The 17,965-nt window shown below is 48.8% G+C and carries 17 protein-coding genes; 4 read left to right on the top strand and 13 right to left on the bottom strand.

The features are described 5' to 3' along the window. Nucleotides 1-108 precede the first annotated feature (108 nt). Entirely contained in the window at nucleotides 109-543 is a 435-nt protein-coding gene (locus ACYVGO_RS24980) for a DoxX family protein (protein ID WP_460971611.1), read from the top strand. A 33-nt stretch (nucleotides 544-576) separates the two neighbouring features. Here ACYVGO_RS24980 and ACYVGO_RS24975 read toward each other — a convergent pair whose 3' ends face one another. From ACYVGO_RS24975 to ACYVGO_RS24955, 5 genes are all read right to left on the bottom strand, one after another. Next, complete coding sequence (locus ACYVGO_RS24975) at nucleotides 577-1,629, bottom strand: spore photoproduct lyase family protein (RefSeq protein WP_460971610.1); 1,053 nt, start codon at nucleotides 1,627-1,629, stop codon at nucleotides 577-579. Nucleotides 1,630-1,739: 110 nt separating this feature from the next. Then, nucleotides 1,740-2,564, bottom strand: a complete 825-nt coding sequence (locus ACYVGO_RS24970; RefSeq protein WP_460971609.1) for a sulfate/molybdate ABC transporter ATP-binding protein — start codon at nucleotides 2,562-2,564, stop codon at nucleotides 1,740-1,742. Next, a complete protein-coding gene (gene modB / locus ACYVGO_RS24965) occupies nucleotides 2,561-3,226 on the bottom strand; it encodes a molybdate ABC transporter permease subunit (RefSeq protein WP_460971608.1) in 666 nt (221 codons plus the stop codon). The genes ACYVGO_RS24970 and modB overlap by 4 nt, the downstream gene beginning before the upstream one ends. A gap of 94 nt (nucleotides 3,227-3,320) precedes the next feature. Then, nucleotides 3,321-4,058, bottom strand: a complete 738-nt coding sequence (modA, locus tag ACYVGO_RS24960) for a molybdate ABC transporter substrate-binding protein (protein WP_460971607.1) — start codon at nucleotides 4,056-4,058, stop codon at nucleotides 3,321-3,323. A gap of 1 nt (nucleotide 4,059) precedes the next feature. Continuing rightward, a complete protein-coding gene (locus ACYVGO_RS24955; RefSeq protein WP_460971606.1) occupies nucleotides 4,060-4,581 on the bottom strand; it encodes a molybdopterin-dependent oxidoreductase in 522 nt (173 codons plus the stop codon). 170 nt (nucleotides 4,582-4,751) lie between these two features. On the opposite strand from ACYVGO_RS24955, the gene ACYVGO_RS24950 reads away from it, so the two are divergent. Next, complete coding sequence (locus ACYVGO_RS24950) at nucleotides 4,752-5,357, top strand: hypothetical protein (protein WP_460971605.1); 606 nt, start codon at nucleotides 4,752-4,754, stop codon at nucleotides 5,355-5,357. After that, a complete protein-coding gene (locus ACYVGO_RS24945; RefSeq protein WP_460971604.1) occupies nucleotides 5,354-6,781 on the top strand; it encodes a glycosyltransferase family 39 protein in 1,428 nt (475 codons plus the stop codon). Before ACYVGO_RS24950 ends, ACYVGO_RS24945 begins: the two co-directional genes overlap by 4 nt. Before the next feature lie 329 nt (nucleotides 6,782-7,110). Here ACYVGO_RS24945 and ACYVGO_RS24940 read toward each other — a convergent pair whose 3' ends face one another. Beyond that, the gene (locus tag ACYVGO_RS24940; protein ID WP_460971603.1) at nucleotides 7,111-7,653 is read right to left on the bottom strand and encodes a DNA-3-methyladenine glycosylase I; all 543 of its coding nucleotides are present in this window, start codon (nucleotides 7,651-7,653) and stop codon (nucleotides 7,111-7,113) included. A 93-nt stretch (nucleotides 7,654-7,746) separates the two neighbouring features. Beyond that, on the bottom strand, nucleotides 7,747-8,820 hold the full coding sequence (locus tag ACYVGO_RS24935) for a dipeptidase (protein WP_460971602.1): 1,074 nt from the start codon (nucleotides 8,818-8,820) through the stop codon (nucleotides 7,747-7,749). An 83-nt stretch (nucleotides 8,821-8,903) separates the two neighbouring features. Here ACYVGO_RS24935 and ACYVGO_RS24930 point away from each other — a divergent pair, with 83 nt between their 5' ends. Beyond that, nucleotides 8,904-10,418, top strand: a complete 1,515-nt coding sequence (locus tag ACYVGO_RS24930) for a DUF4832 domain-containing protein (RefSeq protein ID WP_460971601.1) — start codon at nucleotides 8,904-8,906, stop codon at nucleotides 10,416-10,418. Nucleotides 10,419-10,828: 410 nt separating this feature from the next. Here the strand turns inward: ACYVGO_RS24930 and ACYVGO_RS24925 are convergent, their stop codons facing one another. The 6 genes from ACYVGO_RS24925 to ACYVGO_RS24900 all read right to left on the bottom strand — a co-directional run bounded on the left by ACYVGO_RS24925 (nucleotide 10,829) and on the right by ACYVGO_RS24900 (nucleotide 17,952). Next, entirely contained in the window at nucleotides 10,829-11,641 is an 813-nt protein-coding gene (locus ACYVGO_RS24925; RefSeq protein ID WP_460972107.1) for a DUF3050 domain-containing protein, read from the bottom strand. 217 nt (nucleotides 11,642-11,858) lie between these two features. Continuing rightward, entirely contained in the window at nucleotides 11,859-13,139 is a 1,281-nt protein-coding gene (locus tag ACYVGO_RS24920; RefSeq protein WP_460972106.1) for a sensor histidine kinase, read from the bottom strand. Between the two features lie 79 nt (nucleotides 13,140-13,218). After that, nucleotides 13,219-14,595 (bottom strand): sigma-54-dependent transcriptional regulator, encoded by a 1,377-nt coding sequence (locus ACYVGO_RS24915; RefSeq protein ID WP_460971600.1) that lies wholly within the window; start codon nucleotides 14,593-14,595, stop codon nucleotides 13,219-13,221. 124 nt (nucleotides 14,596-14,719) lie between these two features. Further along, entirely contained in the window at nucleotides 14,720-15,874 is a 1,155-nt protein-coding gene (locus ACYVGO_RS24910) for an ABC transporter permease (RefSeq protein WP_142773270.1), read from the bottom strand. Between the two features lie 82 nt (nucleotides 15,875-15,956). Further along, entirely contained in the window at nucleotides 15,957-17,204 is a 1,248-nt protein-coding gene (locus tag ACYVGO_RS24905; RefSeq protein WP_460971599.1) for an ABC transporter permease, read from the bottom strand. A gap of 85 nt (nucleotides 17,205-17,289) precedes the next feature. Continuing rightward, a complete protein-coding gene (locus ACYVGO_RS24900) occupies nucleotides 17,290-17,952 on the bottom strand; it encodes an ABC transporter ATP-binding protein (protein ID WP_460971598.1) in 663 nt (220 codons plus the stop codon). Nucleotides 17,953-17,965 lie beyond the last annotated feature (13 nt).

Genomic DNA, 17,965 nt, shown 5'->3' with positions numbered 1-17,965 from the left:
TAGGCACCTAAAAATCGCAAAGTGAATCCTGTAAATCGTTAACAATCAGCTTGCTTTGTAATGTTCATACCTGTATATTCGATTAGTATTCTCTAAACACTTACAGGTATGAACGTTTTAAATCGTATTGAAAACTGGGGGGATACGCATCACCCCGCCTGGACCGACGCCCTGCGTATTGTACTCGGAATTATCCTGGTACTGAAGGGGGTTAGCTTTATCAGTGATACAGCCTACCTCACACGCTTAGTGGGTGGTCTGCATTTCAGCCTTTGGCCCGTCATGCTGGTACATTACGTTGCTTTTGCTCATCTGATGGGCGGCTTTCTAATTGCACTTGGCTGCCTGACCCGGTTGATGGTCGTTCTGCAACTGCCTATTCTTGTTGGTGCGCTGTTCTTCGTAAATATCCGTCAGGGCTTTTCGCCCCTGAATTCTGAACTCTGGTTATCGGTTATCGTCCTGTTATTGCTCCTATGGTTCCTCGTCATCGGATCCGGAAAATTCTCGATGGATGAGTATGTGAAGCAGCATAATCATTGATTTTTTAACCGTGCGGGCGTTCCGCCCGCACGGTTAAAAAATATACCGAATCTCACACCAGGGAATCTCCTCCTTCACCAACTGCTCGAATACATCAATCATCTTACGCTTCAACTGGTGCTGATACCGAATGTTCCAGCCACCAAACTGGCTTACTTTACTCTCCTGTAATTCGGGTACCCACAATAGTTCTTCTGCCTTTGGATTGATGGCTAAGTTAGCCTGATGCTGCCATTGGTTATGGGTCAGAAAAATTACTTCACATTTGAGTTGAGCCCGGACTTCGGGGCGCAACGCTGCATCGAGTTGACGAAACAACTCACGATAGTCATTTCGCCACGCTTTTCTGTCTCCATCAGGGCCGCTGTAGACAATGACGGGTGAGAAATTTACGTGCACCTCATAGCCCGCATCGTAAAAGTCATTGATAGCAGCAATTCGCTTTTCGATACTATCGGTACGCACATCGACGAGCTTACTGACATGACTGGGCATCAGACTGAAACGAATCCGTATTTTACGTTTTGGATCGAAGTTGAGCAGTGCTGGATTAACAAACTTGGTCGCAAAAGTGGCTTTTGCACGCGGATGATCCCGGTAAAAGGCGAACACCTGCTGCATCCCCTCCGTTAGATCATAGTCGATTGAAATATCTGAGTTGCAACCAATATCATACGTCCAGTAAGTGGGGTCAGTCTGGTTTGCTGGCTTGGGCCAGGCCAGCAACTGAACGTGTTTATCAACGCTCGTCAGGTTTTCGTCGATGTTGGTAAACAGGGTAATCGGGTTTACGTTTTTATGCCGATCGACGTAGCAATAGGTGCATGCCCCGAAACAGCCATTTGCCAGGCTAGGCGCTATGTAATCGGCACTACGTCCACTCCATTTGATAGCCTGAGATTTCAGTTTTCCAAGTACCAACACGTCGGACTTGACCTTGAAATGATTCATTCCCAACTCTGGCAACCGGTTGTGCTGTTTCAGTTCAAGCGTCTCTGCCTGTGGGAACTGAGCCAGTACAGCTTCGCCCTGTTCGTTCAGGGAATCGGCGGTATATAAAATAATTGATGGATTGAAATCGGGCATGAAGAAACGCTGAGGTTGGTAAAAAGAAAACGTTCACAACCCAGTAATGGTTCAGAAATCCCCCAAAGCAAGTACCTGTAAAACAGACGATTAATACTAACAAAAACGATTTACTTCAACGATGAGTCGATCCGTATCGAATCACCTACCCGCCGGTTTGCCCAGACTGGATTTGACGAGTAAACTTGCGTGGTAGTTGTCTCGATAACCCATTGTTGGCGGGCTTCATCATAGTCTATACGTGTGATAAGTTCCCGTATTGAGCTATCTGAACCACGGTCGGCAATACGCTCATCGGATTGAATGCGTCCCTGCACCAACCGAACAACCCGATCCGCTAACGCCTGTACATCAACCTCGTGGTGACTCACCAGAATCGTAGTTGTGCCCCAGTTCTGATGAAGTTGTCGCAACATCTGTCTGAGCGTCTGACTAGCTACTTCATCAAGAGCGGCAAACGGTTCATCCAGTAACAACAGTTGTGGCCGACGAACCAGCGCACGAGCCAGGGCTACCCGCTGACGCTGGCCGCCCGACAAACGAACAGGCTTCTGATTCACGAATGGTTCCAGGCCCGTGGCCTCAATCAGTTCATCGACTAAAGCTTCCTGACCAGCGGGAGCCGCATATTGAATATTTTTTCGAACCGTCATATTCGGAAACAGGGCTGTGTCCTGAAATACATAGCCAATGGACCGTTGCTGGGGAGTGCGGTTAATACCCTGGCTTTTATCCAGCCATATCGTTTCATTAACCTCAATATGGCCCGTGCCAGGAGTTTCCAGCCCAGCCAGTAACCGAAGAAGGGTTGTTTTTCCAGAGCCAGAAGGCCCAACCAGTGCGGTTAAACTACCCGTTTCCAAGTCTAGTTGCACTTGAAGTTCACTGGCTCCTTCGGCAAACAGACGCGGCATGGTTATGTCCAGTTTGATCATACCGTTACGCGTTTATTGATGCCATAAACCAGTAAGAGAATAGCAAATGAAAGGCCCAGCAACAGAGCCGCATAGGTATGAGCCGTATCGAAATGAAGTAGCTCGACTTCATCGTAAATAGCGATAGACGCCACCCGTGTTTGCCCTGGCAGGTTACCTCCAATCATTAATACCAGACCAAATTCGCCGATGGTGTGCGCAAATGTCAACACGATTCCAGTGAGCAAGGCGGGTTTACAGTTGGGCAATAATACCCGCCACAGGGTTCTGCTTCGCGATTGTCCCAATGTATAGGATGCCTCACGCCAGGAAACGGGCAGGTTTTCTAATCCAGCCTGAATGGGATGAACCATAAACGGTAAACTATACAGCAGTGAAGCTACGACTAAGCCTTCGAACGAGAAGACGAGTTGTAGATTAATCGTTTTCAACAACCAGCCTCCCAACCCACTGGTTGGGCTAAAGGCTAATAGCAGGTAAAAACCAACCACTGAAGGGGGTAGAACTAACGGCAGGCTGATTAGTGCTTCAATGACGGGTTTAAGTCGGAATCGGCTAAGGGCTAGCCAACCCGCCAGTGGTACGCCAATCAGGAGCAGAATAAACGTAGTGATACCGGCTAAGCGTAAGGTTAGCCAGATGGGTTCCCAGTCGATGGGCATAGAAAAAAAGGATAAAGGGAGAAAAGGGAGGAAGGAAGAGAGGGACGAGAGGGTAAATCGAGAATTTACATCTTCCCTCTCCTCCTTTCTCCCTTCAATGATACCCAAACTGTTGCAAAATACGGCGGGCTGCCGGACTACGCAAAAATGCCATGAATTGCCGGGCTTCTTTAGGTAAGCTGGTTCGTTTCAAAATAACTACGCCCTGCGCAATGGGAGAATAACCCGTTGTTGGCAAATCGAGCCAATGTCCGCGCTTTGTCAGGCTGGGATCGAGTACGACCGATTTAGCCGTAAACCCTACCTCTGCTGCGCCCGTCAGTATGTATTGATTGACCTGGGCAATGCTTTCGCCGTACACAATTTTAGGCTGTACCACTTCCAGCAAATTTTTGGATTTCAGGAATGAAACTGCCGCTTCGCCATACGGAGCCGTTGCCGGGTTGGCAATGGCTATATGGCGAACAGCCGGGTCTGACAATATCGTTAAATCAGCCGTTAAGGGTAGATCGCTTCGTGTCCAGAGAACCAGTGAGCCATAGGCATACACTACCGGTGCATCCACCGTAAGTCCAGCTTTGTGCAAGGTTTGCGGATAGTCGACATCGGCTGATAGAAATACATCATAGGGGGCTCCCTGTTGAATTTGCGTCGTTAGCTTTCCCGAAGAGTTCACAATTGACTCAACTTCAATACCCGTCTTTTTCTGGAATGCGACCTTCAATTGCTCCATCACAAATTGCGCGTTAGCCGCCACCGCTACGCGCAGAGGCTGACAATGAGCAAACCCCGTAATGGAGTATACGAGAAGAAATATGAGTAGTTTTTTCATATTATTTAGCAAATCGCACCTCTATCGACTTCACCTCCCGAATCCAGCGGGCAGGCTTTTTCTCTCCAGGAACTACCACCCGGTATGGCCCTACACCCTGAGCCAGTGATACTCCGTCTACAGAGTCGGCCAGTAAGATTACCCGTGTTGTAAAGTCCGGGTCAATCTCAGCGAGTGCGAATATGACTTCATAATTATCTATCGCTTTCACCACGACATACTTTGTCAGGTTTTCGCCCCGTAGTGCACTGCCTAAGGTTGCTCCTGCCTGTTTGAGTAGTTCCGAGAGTGGTACGCCCGAGTACTTGTGTTCCTTTCCATCCCGATCATTACCGATTACCTCGGTATGAGTCATGGCTTTCAAATCAGCCGCTTGTAAGGTGAGTGGTTTAGTTACCTCTCCCGAAATAGTCAGCACTATCTGGGCCTCTGCCCTATTCGTCCCAAGGAAACCCGTTAGTATGAACAACAGACTTAATAACGCGTGCTTACCGGATCGTGTACTCGTACTCCTTCGGCTCATATGGTTTACCAGTCTTAGCATCAGTTATCGTTATATACACACAAACATAACGATAGTTTTGTTTCAAACTCACCAGAACAAACCAGTAATTAATAAAAGTGGTACAGATTTTGGGGGCCAAGCTGTGCCAGCAGGTAGCACCAACCGACCATAACCAGACAATTTGAACCATGCGTAGGTCTTCAGCTACTTTCCAGCTTAGGTCGCTGTTTTCAACAGATGGTAAGCGCTTCTGGACAATGCAGCTTATCTTTCTGATTGTAAGCTGCTTATTTTTACTACTCTTTCTCAATTTACCCAACAACCGCGACTGGTTAATCACAACTATTCAACGATTTTATGATCAGCGACAGGATTTGGGGATACGGACTGACATCCAAACCCGCAAACAGGAAGGTTATGGTGCAGCTTTCACGTACACGAACCTTATTCGGAAATACTGTAAACCATCCGATTATTTCCTGATTCCACCGCAACGCTACCTCATTCGGAAGGCTTATCGGCAGGGGGCAGCCACCGGATACGCCTGGGTGTATCCAAGTGTGTTGTATTACCATCTTGGCAAGTCAGTTCATTTAGTTGACATGGTCAGTCCTGATTCAATGATAGGCCGCGCTACATTTACGTTTTGGGTACAGAAAAATCAAGTAGCCTTACTGAGACTTACCGACAACAATCGCGCTCAGATTCTTGCCGAATTCAGGAAGTATGACCCTCACTTTTTTGCTTATACGCCACAGCAAGCCAAGGCCTACGTTAAGACGACCAAGCCATGACGATATCCCTTATTTTGGTCATCAGCGCCCAATTTCTGCTAGGTTTCGGCCTGATTACCCGGCTTCGAACGGTATCGACTGGATTTAGTTTGCTGGGACTCTCTATGTTGACCGGGCTTGGTCTGAGTGCAGTACTCCCCATCGGCATACAGCTTAGCCATCTGCCAATTTCGCCAACGCCGATGTTTATTGGGCTGGGTATACTGGCTGGTTCATCGCTACTCCTGTTACGCGGGCAAGGGAACTACCTGCGCCAGTTGTTTAGCTGGAAACGAATATCATTCCGTCTGTTTGAACTTCCCTTTCTGGCCTTCTGGGCGTATTTACTAGTTATCAGTGCCTGGAAATGCGCCTGGTTTCCGAATCTCCCATTCGATACGATCGTGGGTCCTGATCTGGTAGCAACGTTTGCCGTTCGAGAGCAAACGCTGGTTTCGTCGGTGTTTACAGAGCATATGCCTACTGTATCGGTTTTCAGTAACCAACCGTTCTATGCACCTTTTAGTACAATGCAGCAGGTTATCTATCTGCTAGCGGCCGATGATTCAGGACCTTTTCCGTTTGGGAAAGTGTGGCTAACAGTAGTGGTCATCGCCTTTAGTGTCTTTTTATATGCCGAGTTACGCGAACGCATCCATCCACTTCTGGCCGGACTTCTCGTCACGATCCTCGCCTGCTCACCCGAACTGTTTGCCTATACGTTCCTGGTGCAGACCGACTGGGCCAATGCGGCCTTCTTTGCAACGGGGGTGATACTGGTACAACGCTATCTGGAATCAGGTCAGCCAAGAACCCTGGTCGCGAGTGCACTCATGCTGGCCTTTGCCTGCTGGACACGTACCGAAACCATTTTCTTCGTGCCAATTGGCTCGTTACTGGTCTGGCTACATTCTCCAGGTATTCCGAAAAAAAGTGGTTTTCTACGGGCCACCGCTGTATCAATAGCCTGCCTGGTACCAGTTGTCTTCTGGAATTATGGTTTCTTACGAGGGTATATCCCCCTCCCACCAAATGCCAGTCTGGGGAAAGTTCATGGTTTTACAGACAACTACGTTGGTCAACTCGCGAATGTATACGCCACTATGAATGAGCAAGTGGTGTTCGATGATGTTTACTGGGGCTATGCTGTACCGATCTTCTTAGTACTAACGGCTATTAACGTTTTTGTTTTTCGAGACAAACGAGGTCTTTCCATTCTCCTCTGGATAGCAGGCATATATATCATCTTTGGTCTTCTCATTCAGCATATTGACGGCGCCAATATTCCGTTTACCTTCCGGCGGGGCTTTTTCAAACTGCTTTTCCTGATGTATTACTACCTGGGCATCACAAGCCTGTTCCGCTGGCTGTCGGATTGGCTATATCGGTGGGAAGGGAAGCAACCAGCCAGCAATAACTTATTTTCGACAGGATTCACAGGATAAGGCAGTATCTGTGTTTGATCGTGTGATTAGGTTAATCATTGAACTTACTTTCTCCTAAATCCCCTGAAAGGGTACGGCCGTTAAGTTCTGAATTTTCTTTACTTAACCAGCCTCTTTTGTTGGCTTATTTTACCCCCCACCCCCTAAAGGGGAGTACTCCGAAGTGGATTGTCTCCCCCTTTAGGGGGTGTGGGGTAAAGACGATAGAACTTAACAGCCCTGCCCTTTAGGGGTAAAACAAGTTGGGAAAGGATAACCCTAAACAGGTCCTTCTTCATAATCCTGCCCTATTCGGTAAATCCTGCCGAAAAAGATTTACCCTTGTTACCTTATAGCCAAAGCGGCTTGGCTTCCAAAACGTTAGCATATACGCTACAATCTGTGGAATGGGCGCCGGGCAGAAATCCAATACTCATCAAAAACTCATTCACGATCTCTCCGCCTGTGAAGCGAAACGTTTTCTTGAACAGCTTCACCCACTCTAGTTTTGTTTTTGGATGATGAAGTTCCAGCCAAGCGTCAAACGAGCCATGTTCCGCCTGGATTTGTAGGATGGTTTTCGCATTTTCGATGGCTGCATTAATTTTTAGCCGATTGCGAATGATACCGGGATCGGCCATCAGCCTCTCGCGATCTGTATCCGTATAGGCCGCCACTGTTTTTAAGTCGAAATTGTCATACGCCTTTCGGAAAGTAGCTTCTTTTCTCAGAATGGTTTCCCAGCTCAGACCAGCCTGATTTATTTCCAGGACTAATCGGCAAAACAACTCATTATCATCGTGGATGGGAAAGCCATACAGATAATCGTGATAGGCTTTGTGTAAGGCTTTCCGTTCTTCGGGCATGGAATCGATGGCGCGACAGTAGGACATTGAGGTTGTGTTTAAACCCCAAAAATACGGCATTAGTCGCATCTTATCTCACAACAGGGAGAGATAACCATACGTACAAGCGCTAACCCACTATCACTTCTTTGTGCTGAATTTAGCGATCTTACCCAGAACAACTCTGGCGTTTTCGCCCATAATTTTATCTACCTCCTGGCTGGTAAGTCCTTTTGCTTTCAAGGCTTCCGCTACCTGCGGATATTGAGTATAGTTCGTTAACACCGGTTGAAAGTTAGCGCTCATATCGGTGCCAATCCCGACGTGATCAATGCCCACCACATCGATCAGACGCTTAATGTTATCGATATATTCGTCGAAGCTTTTATTGAATCCCGAAGGCCACGCCCCAATAACGCCACCCGTGTCAGCGACAAATTTTGCATGTTCTTTTGAAATAGCCCGGAGGGCAATTGGGCGATCGGCCTCCATTTGCAGGATGCTGTGCGATAAGATAATCGGGGCTTTCGTCAGGTTGGCCACATCTTTAGCCGTTTGAAACGACGCGTGGGCCACATCGATCGCCATGCCCAGTTCATTCATCTTTTTGACGACATCTTTACCGAACGATGACAATCCATTGAACGTCGTTTCGGCCGTTTGAAGATCACCAAGGCCATTTTGTGCATAGTGTACCAATTGAATGGAGCGAACCCCGTCCTGATAGGCTTCTTCGATCCGGCTTAGCTGATCATCTAAAAAATCACCCCCTTCCACAGCCAGGTACCCAATGGGGCCGCTGCTTTTGGTACTCAGGTCATTCAGATCGGTTGAAAACGGCATACCCACCTGCGCAAACACCTCTTTTACCCGCTGAAGCTGGCGTTTATACTCTGTCCAGCCATCGCCGGGCGAGAATTTACGAGTAATGATGATTCCTTTCGGGCCGGGTTTTATCAGGGGCGCATCGGCTACCAGCGCAAGAAATCCACTGGTTAGATGGCCTTCCTTCATGTCGCTGATCGTTTGCACGGTCTCCCCGTTATTGGCAAAGTTACGCTCGGTCATCGACCAGCCGGGATGGCAATGAAAATCAAAATAGATCGACTTTTTGGGGGCGGGCCTCGCGTAGGCTGCCAGCTTATCTACCGGCAGCAAAGATGCGCCCGCGGCTATTGTGCATATATTTTTTAAAAACTGCTTTCGTGTTTGCATAGGAAGGTTTTCTATAAAGAGGTTGTATTCGCAATTGTAAGATAGGATTTCTTTGGTTAACCCGTAACCGTTAATTTGCAGGTATGAATTATCCTAACTATTTGCTTGCGCTGGTGTCCTGCTGCGGTTTAGCAATGCCGACGAGCGTACAGGCACAGGACCGAAATCTAACGTACCGAGAGAGTCAGGACGATTTTTTAAATCCAGAACGAGGTTTTTACATTCCGATTTCTACGTCGTCGGCCCGGTTTGTACCGCTTGATGCCGCTGCGCTAACGACCTACCGAACCCAGCCGCAACGTGTCTCCAAGGCTACTTATTCAATCTACTGCTCGCTGGTGTATCGGAGTTACCGGCTGGAAACGTTTAAAGACAGTCCGCTCAGTGCGGATTTTCTGGAAAACGTGCGGGCCGATTTTGCCATTGCCCGTACTTCCGGCGTCAAACTCATTCTTAGGTTTGCCTATACCGATAAAGCCACCAACGGCGATTGTCCCGATCAATACAAAATATGTCCGCCCTATGGCGATGCACCCAAAGCTATTGTGCTGAATCACATTCGGCAGCTAAGCCCTTTACTCCATGAAAATGCCGATGTCATTGCTGTTTTCCAGATGGGTTTCATTGGCATTTGGGGCGAAAATTACTTTACCGATTATTTCGGCGATGCATCTACCAATGGGCTGAGCGTTGTGCCTGATAGTAGCTGGCAGGATCGCAACCAGGTACTGGCGGCTCTCCTACAGGCACTTCCCACCGACCGTATGGTGCAGGTGCGTACCCCCCAGATTAAGCAACGATTTGTTTATGGTCCCAAAGCACCCATTACGTCGGCAGCTATGCCTGCTACTGCTGGTTTTGGCGCTACTCCCACCGCCCGGATTGGCTTTCACAACGATTGTTTTCTGGCCAGCCCTGATGATTATGGGACATTTTATGACGTGGGCAATTCATCGACCAAACGCGGGCCCGCTACGGAGGTGCTCCGCCGGTATATGGCCCAGGATAGCCGCTATACCCCTGTGGGGGGCGAAACCTGCGATGATGCCTTCAGTCCCCAAAACGACTGTGCGCCCCTCGGTCGTGCTGAGCAGGAAATGGCCCTGATGCACTATAGTTACCTGAACGCCAGCTATAATAACGACGTGAACAACGACTGGCAGGCCAATGGCTGCATGGACAACATTCGTCGCCGACTGGGCTACCGGTTTGTGCTTCGGAAGGCCACACTCGCTGAATCCGGAAAGGCGGGGCAGTCTATAACCGTTGCGTTCACTGTTGATAATGTGGGGTATGCTTCTCCCTACAACCCAAGGCCGCTTCAACTCATTCTGCGACATACGAAAACGGGGGCAATCCATACGCTTCCCTTAAAAACGGATGTTCGGCGGTTGCTGCCCGGCTCGCATCAGCTCCGTCAGGCAGTCAAACTTCCTGAAGATCTAAAAGCGGGGCAATACGAGTTGCTTTTAAATTTGCCCGATAGCTATGCCTCTCTGGCGACTAACCCGGCTTACAGCATTCGCTTGGCCAATGACGGGCTCTGGGAAGCCCAAACGGGATTTAACAAACTGAACCATGTGCTTACGGTTCGCTGATTGTAGGGCTTGTTGAGCAGTAGGCTTTTGGAAAGCTCGTTTCAACGTACAGGGCTTTCTTATAAAAACTTCCAACCCTGAAAGGCCGGGCGGCCGGTGCCGTGTCATTTTTATAGGAAAGTACGGGAATTGCAAACCTTCTTCTATAATCATTTCATGCCTTCCGCATTTTTATAAGAAAGCCCTGATGGCATTCCTTACTAATACAATTTTCATCACGTCGTTGTGTCCCGATTTTACCAATATGCTTGTCGATCACTGTGTCGAGCGACACGGTTTTCAATTGATGACTTTATCTTTCATTGCCTGACATGGTAGGCCTAATATCACAAAAGAACCGCTACACCTACCTCGAAGGTATGTATAGCGGATGATTCAATCTACTCTTTAGATTACGCTCTTCTCTGGAGCTAAACCAAGCCAGCCGTCTCTTTCTCTTGGAGAGCCTTTCGCTTCCCTATTAACTCCTCATACACACCGTCCCAAAGTTCAATGCGTTTTTGTAAAGCCTGACGAACAGCTTCTTCGGCTTCCAGCCAGTATTGCTCGTTATCACCGCATAGATTGGCCGTCATTTGTAGCGCTAGTTGGCTATGGTGATCACCGTCGACTTCAATGTGGCGTTCGAGATAGTATTTGAAGATGGACAGGCTATCCGGGAATTTCCTGTGCAGGTCGTTGATGATCGAAATAAACATGCCCGGAATCAGGTCTTCGCGCCCGAACGTAAATACCGCCGATTGCTGGTGCTCCCGATTACCCGAAATAATAGCAAAGGTAAATTTCACGAAATCGTTGGCAGCCTGCGGGGTTGCAGAGGCCGAGAACGCCTGATCGAAATCACCCGTTTCTTTCAGGATGGCCACAAATGTTTCTATTGGTGCTGTATCAGCACCGCACTGCTGCATGGCATCCAGATACAGTTCGAAGTGGCTTTTACGGGTGCCGTCCATATCGACATCCGATTCTTCGCCGGCAACGATTTCATTGATTAAATAGCGGGTTTCCGCCGAGCCCTTCGGAAACCAGGGAACCAATGTACAGGTCAGGTTAAGTTGCAGGGCCTTGAGTAGCGACATAAAATCCCAGACGGCAAATACGTGATACTGCATGAACACCCGGACATCGTCGACACTTTGAATGGCGTCATACACCTTGTGGTTTATAATCTCCTGCCGCAACGGCTCAATTGATTGTTGAATTTGTTCAATTCGTGCATTCATCATTGGAAATAATTCACTGTTTTGGGTTGTATATACGACTGAAACCTGATAAAAGATGGCATACGATGGCGCAAGGCCGGGCCACGTTGGCTCGAGCCTTGTGTCTATTATTTTCCGGCCTCTGGCCGGGCTGCAAAGATAGGTAGGATTGATAATCCGGCCAGAGGCCGAGGAATAGTAGGCACAAGGCTAGAGCCTTGCGCCATCGTCCTCATCATCACGAAAACTCAATCAGGAACTCGGTCCAGCCGTCTTCGTTGGTTTTAAGGGAGAACGAAAACTGGTGATTCAGGAGAATTTCGCGGGTGAGGGTCAGGCCGATGCCCTGGCCTTCGGGCTTGGTGCTGTAGAATGGATTAAACAGGTTGGCTTCAATATCATTGAGGATAGGCTCCCCATTATCACGAATAACCAGCTGGCGTGCCGAGCTGATCACCTCGACACGGTGGCCCGTTTCGCAGGCTTCGAGGGCATTTTTTACAATATTGACCAGCACCTGCTCCAGTTGCTCCACATCGACCACCTGAACATTCGCTTCCTGCGCGATGAATTGAAGATTTACACCCCGCAACTCGGCCTGTGGCTGCATTAACCGGACAACGCTTCGGGCAATTTCACCGATATCCATAGCCCGTTTCTGGGGTTGCGGTAAACGCACAACATCGGCAAACCGGCGCATGAAGCGGTTCAGTCGGTCGTTACGTTCAATGGCTACCCGAACGGCGTGTTGCACATCGGGATCAGCTACGTAGGTATGCGTCACATCGAGAATTGAATTAACAGCTCCGATGGAATTGTTCACCTCGTGTGCCATCATCCGGATTACTTTGCTGTAGGCTTTCTTCTCACTCGCCAGAATTTCGGGGGTGAGTTCCTCAATGATCAGAAACGAGCGACGGAAACCGCGATCCATGAAATTCGACCGCAGGACTTTGTAGGTTTCAAGCCCATTGGGCTTCATAATCCGCGATTCACCATCGGCCAGATCAGCAATTTGGGCCAATAGCGAAAACCCAAGTTCCGCTAGTTGTTTCCCAACTACGTCGTCGGGGCGCACCGATAGCAGTTGACTGGCTCGTGGATTAACGGACGCTACATTCCCGTCGAAATCAAAAATCAGAATCGCAATGGGGGCGGCTTCGATGAGTTTTTCCAGAAAAAACTGCTGTTCTACCTGCCGGGTCCGCTCCTGCCGAAGCTGGTCGATCATCAGGTTATAGACGGTGATCAATTCGTCGACCTCCTGATTACCCGTCGGCACGAACTTGACCGTAAAGTCCTTATCCCGAATGGCTTCAATCCCCGAGGCAATGAATTCTGACGGTTGCTGAAACCGCCTGTAAATACTGATAGCCGCATATACAGACAGTAAAAGTCCGATTTCACTGGCAATGAACAGCAGCTTATTTTCTTTTAACACCAAAAACAGCAACCCCGTCATTGCCAGATGAATAGCAATAATGTACAGCAAATAGCGGGTGCGAAAACTAACGTGCATAGGGGGCTTGGGGCGGGGAGCACGGGGCGGGGAGCACAGGGCGGGGGTAAACTCCCAGCTCCATGCCCCGTGCTCCATACTACTCCTCGATACTATATGGAATGCCAAATTTCTCTAATCGGCGGTAGAGTGCAAAACGGGTGATGCCTAACGCTCGCGCTACTTTCGCTACCCGGTTATGATGGAACGCCATAGCCCGCTGAATCATTTGGTATTCCATCTCCTCCAGGGTCATGGTACCTACATCGGGCAAGGAGCTCGGGGCATGGAGCGGGGTGGTTACGTTTGATGTAAGGTTTCTTTCGAAGTCGTCGGTTTGTAGTTCGTCGTTGGATGACAGCAGAACAGTACGCTCGACCACGTTTTTCAATTGGCGAATATTCCCCGGTAAGGCCAGATTTTTCAGCCACTTCTGCGCCACCGGGCCTACGCGCAAGTCCGGGCGATTATAGATGGTTTTCAGATTGGTTACGAAGTAGTTGACCAACAATGGAATATCTCCAGGGCGCTCCCGCAAAGCAGGCAACCGAACGGTAATGAGGTTGATCCGGTAAAATAAATCTTCCCGAAACTGCCCTCTGCTGACCATCTCTTCGAGATTACGATTAGTAGCGCAAATTACCCGCACATCCACCGTTCGCGACTTACTGCTGCCCAACGGCTCGAACGTGCGATCCTGCAACACGCGCAGTAATTTAACCTGACTGGCGGGATCAAGATCCCCAATTTCGTCCAGGAAAATAGACCCTTTATTGGCCAATTCGAAACGACCTACTCGGTCGGTTTTGGCATCGGTAAAGGCACCCCGCACGTGCCCGAACAGTTCACTTTCGAAGAGCGTCGATGAAATACCACCCAGATTGACTTTCACGAAAGGCTGACGTTTCCGTCGGCTGTTCTGGTGAATGGCTTCGGCAATGAGTTCTTTGCCCGTACCACTTTCGCCCGTTATCAATACGGGCGCATCGGTTGGCGATACGCGCCCGATAGTTGTCAGAATATCCAGCAGATTGGGGTCTTCGCCCACAATGTTATCGAACCGAAACTGCTGATCGAGTTTCCGACGATTAGGCGATGCCGCTACGGGTTGCGCCAGGTTCAGCGCCGTGCGAGCCGCCTGAACGAGGTGGTCATTCTGCCAGGGCTTCGTAATAAAATCTTTCGCTCCAGCTTTCATGCCTTCCACCGCCAGGTCAATACTCCCCCAACCCGTAATCAGAATAACCGGCACATTAGGGAGTCGTTCCCGGATTCGGCGCAACAACCGCAACCCATCATCACCGGAGGTATCGACCGAGAAATTCATGTCGAGCAACATCAACTCCGGCACCTCCTCGTTCAGAACCTCAAAAGCCTCAAACGGCCCATCGGCAACGCGCACAGTAAATCCTTCTTTCCTGAACAACAGGGAAAGTGACGTTTGAATAGCAATATCGTCGTCGATGATGAGGAGCATACTTTTTTAATGAATAATGGATAATGAACAATGAATAATGGCGGGCTACAGTCTATTATTCATTATTCATTGTTCATTATCCATTTTACATTATCCATTTTACATTATTCATTATCCATTAATCTTATTCCTCATGCAACGCCACAGCGGGTTGAATCATGGCGGCTTGTCGGCTGGGGAAAAGGGCGCAGAGCGTGACAATGCCGTAAATGATAGCGACCGCAATCAGAATGGCGATTACGTAAATACTTGCCTGTAAGTCAAATACGTTTAACAACGGAAATTGGGCGGCAAACAGGAGTCCAATCAACATGGCAAAGGTAGCCAGTACCCAGATTTCACCGATGAATTGGGTCGAAATTCCGTTCCCCGTGGCACCCAATGCCCGGCGCAGACCAATTTCTCCCCGGCGTTTGGCAATGCTCAGGTTCAGGACGCCAAATAAACCAAGGGCGACATTGATCAATAAAAACCCGCTTACAATGAGCGCGATAATAATAGGCACCAAAACCAGATTGTGCTGATTTTTACGCGAATCGGTCAGGTAATCCACTTCCACACTCCAGCCAGTCACCATCGATGCGATGTCTTTCACGACTTTGGCTTCAAACGTGGCATCCGTTCCGGGTTTTACTTTGATCAGCATCGTATCGATCCAGGTTGCATTGGCCTTTGCTAGTTCAAACACAGCCGGTTTATTCGTCATAAATTCGCCCTTGGCTTTGAAATTATCGATCACGCCAACAACCCGGAATCGCTCACCAATAATTTTACCCAGCGGGTTTTCATCCCCAAATAAGCCTTCTCTGGCCTTCTGATTGATGATCACGGGCGTGTATTTACCTACACTGTCGGCATTTCGATACCAATGGCCTTCTGAGACGGGAATATCAAGCGTTTTTGCAAAGTTCTCATCGGTTGTGTAAAAGTCCGCGAGCACTTTTCGCTTTTTGTACTCAATACCATTGTTCGTTTGATTCGCCGAAAATGGAAAGTTGCTACCCATCCGGGAAACAGATTCGACTTCCGGATACGCCTTCAATCGTTGCTGTACCCGCTGTAATTTGTCCGCGATTTCGGTCGTATCCTGGTTAGCCTTCAGGCCAATGGCCCAGACGTTTTCGTAGCGGAAGCCCAACGGCTCTGTGTAATTTCCAACGTTCACAACAACCAGTGTTGCCAGTCCAAAAAGCACCATAAACGACGCCCAGATCTCGACGATCAGGAGAGCGTGTGCTTTCTTCTTATTCCAGATTAATTTAAACAGATGAGGGATCATAAGATTGATTGTTTAGTAGCGCGGTGCAGGGCGCACGGGGCAGGGAACCAAGCTCCGTGCCCCCCGCACCGCGCTCCCTGCCCTATGCTTTTAGCGCTTCGGCAATGGTTAGTTTCGACATACGCAGGGCGGGCAACACGCCAGATAGGAGTCCGAAAATCAGGCACACGAGCAGGCTAATTAAGAATACATTCAGATTGATGGTCAGATCGGCGTAGGCAATCATGCCGCTGGTATTGATCAAGTGAATGACAATCATTGTCAGGCCCAGTGCAATGGTACCACCGATAAGAGTAATGAAAATATTCTCAACAATGAACTGCCAGACCAGCGTTTTTACGGGTGCACCAAAGGCTTTCCGAATACCAATTTCAGAGGCTCGTTCCATAATTCGGCTGACATTTATATTGACTAAGTTGATTGCTGGCAAGCCCATCAACATGAATAGAACAAACGTAATCACTCCGAAAAAAATAGTCTTGATTCCAGAGTTCCCCTCCAGGATAGGCCCTATAAAATTATCCAGATAGGGCTCGCCCTTCACCTCCAGTACCGAATATTTAAATCCATCCTGGATACCGGGCAATGGGATACGGTCGATATGACTCTTGAACTCCTCCTGAATAGCCGGCAGGTCGGTTTTATCTTTCGCCAATATCATCGCCACATACCCGCCCCGCATTCCGGTGGCCTGGTAATTACTTTTGGGAGTCGTGTACGGGAAGTAAACATCAGCATAGGTAAATGGGCGGGTAGCTGGACTGGCCTTCACTACGCCAATTACCTTATAATGAATGTTTTCGATTTCAACATCCTTACCAACAACGGGTTCGCCAGCATTATCAAAATAGTGCTTTTTGAAATCATCGGTAATGACCGCCACGTTTTCGCCGTTGGCCATATTCTGTTCATTGTACGGTTTGCCTTCCAGAAAGTCAAAGTCGGTTACCTGCCAGAAATCGACATCGGTGAATTTGGTATTGAGTTTGATTTTCTGCGAACCCACATAGGCATTGGAGCTATTGATAAAGGTGGTGATCGTTACTCGTTCAGGCGTTTTCAGCGACTTGGCATAGTCTGTCAAAAACTTAAAACTCATAGGGCCTGAGCTATTCGACGTCCGACTCGAATCCTGCTGCCGCATTTGCATGATATAAAGCATCCGATCCCGCTTATTTTCAGGGTAATGGCTCCCAATCAGGTGATCGAGAAAGGAGGTCAGCACCATCATCACGGTCAGTGTCAGGCTGATGCCGAAAAGGGTAATGAAGGTGTAAAAGGGATGCCGCAGCAACACCTTCCAGGCGATTTTTATGTAGTTTAGTAGCATAACATATATAGTTTTTAGCGAGGTGCAGGGCGCACGGTGCAGGGTATACAGAGGTCAGCCCTGCTCCAAGCCCCGCGCTCCCTGCTTACAACACCTGCGTTCCGTCGAACAGGCGAATGAGTCGGTGGGTGCGTTTGGCCATTTGTTCGTCGTGGGTAACCATCACGATGGTGGCGCCGTCGTCGTTGAGTTGCTGGAGAATGTTCATGATTTCGTTGCCCATGGCACTGTCGAGGTTGCCGGTTGGTTCATCGGCCAGAATGATATCAGGATTGCCCACAATGGCACGGGCAATAGCGACACGCTGTTTCTGTCCGCCCGATAACTGCTTTGGGAAGTGCTTCATGCGGTTACTCAGACCTACTTTTGCCAATGCCTCTTTGGCGTACTCCTGACGTGGCTTACCATTAGTTGCCCGATACAAAAGGGGAATCTCCACGTTATCGAGCACCGACAGGTCATTGATCAGGTGGAAGCTCTGAAAAATGAAGCCGATCTTCTGGTTACGCAGTCGGGCCAGTTCCTTGTCGGTGTACTTCGTGACCAGCTGCCCATCCAGTTGAACCGTGCCTTTCGAGGGTTCATCGAGCAGGCCCATGACGTTGAGCAGGGTACTCTTGCCGCAACCCGACGGACCCATAATGGAGACAAATTCACCTTTCTTAATATCCAGGTTGATGTTGTTCAGCGCCAGCGTTTCGATGGTGCTGGTCCGGTAGACTTTTTCGATGTTTTGGAGAGAGATCATAATTAATAATGAA

Source organism: Spirosoma migulaei (assembly GCF_054776855.1).
Note: the sequence above shows the minus strand (reverse complement) of the source record. Positions and strands in the feature narration are given on the sequence as shown.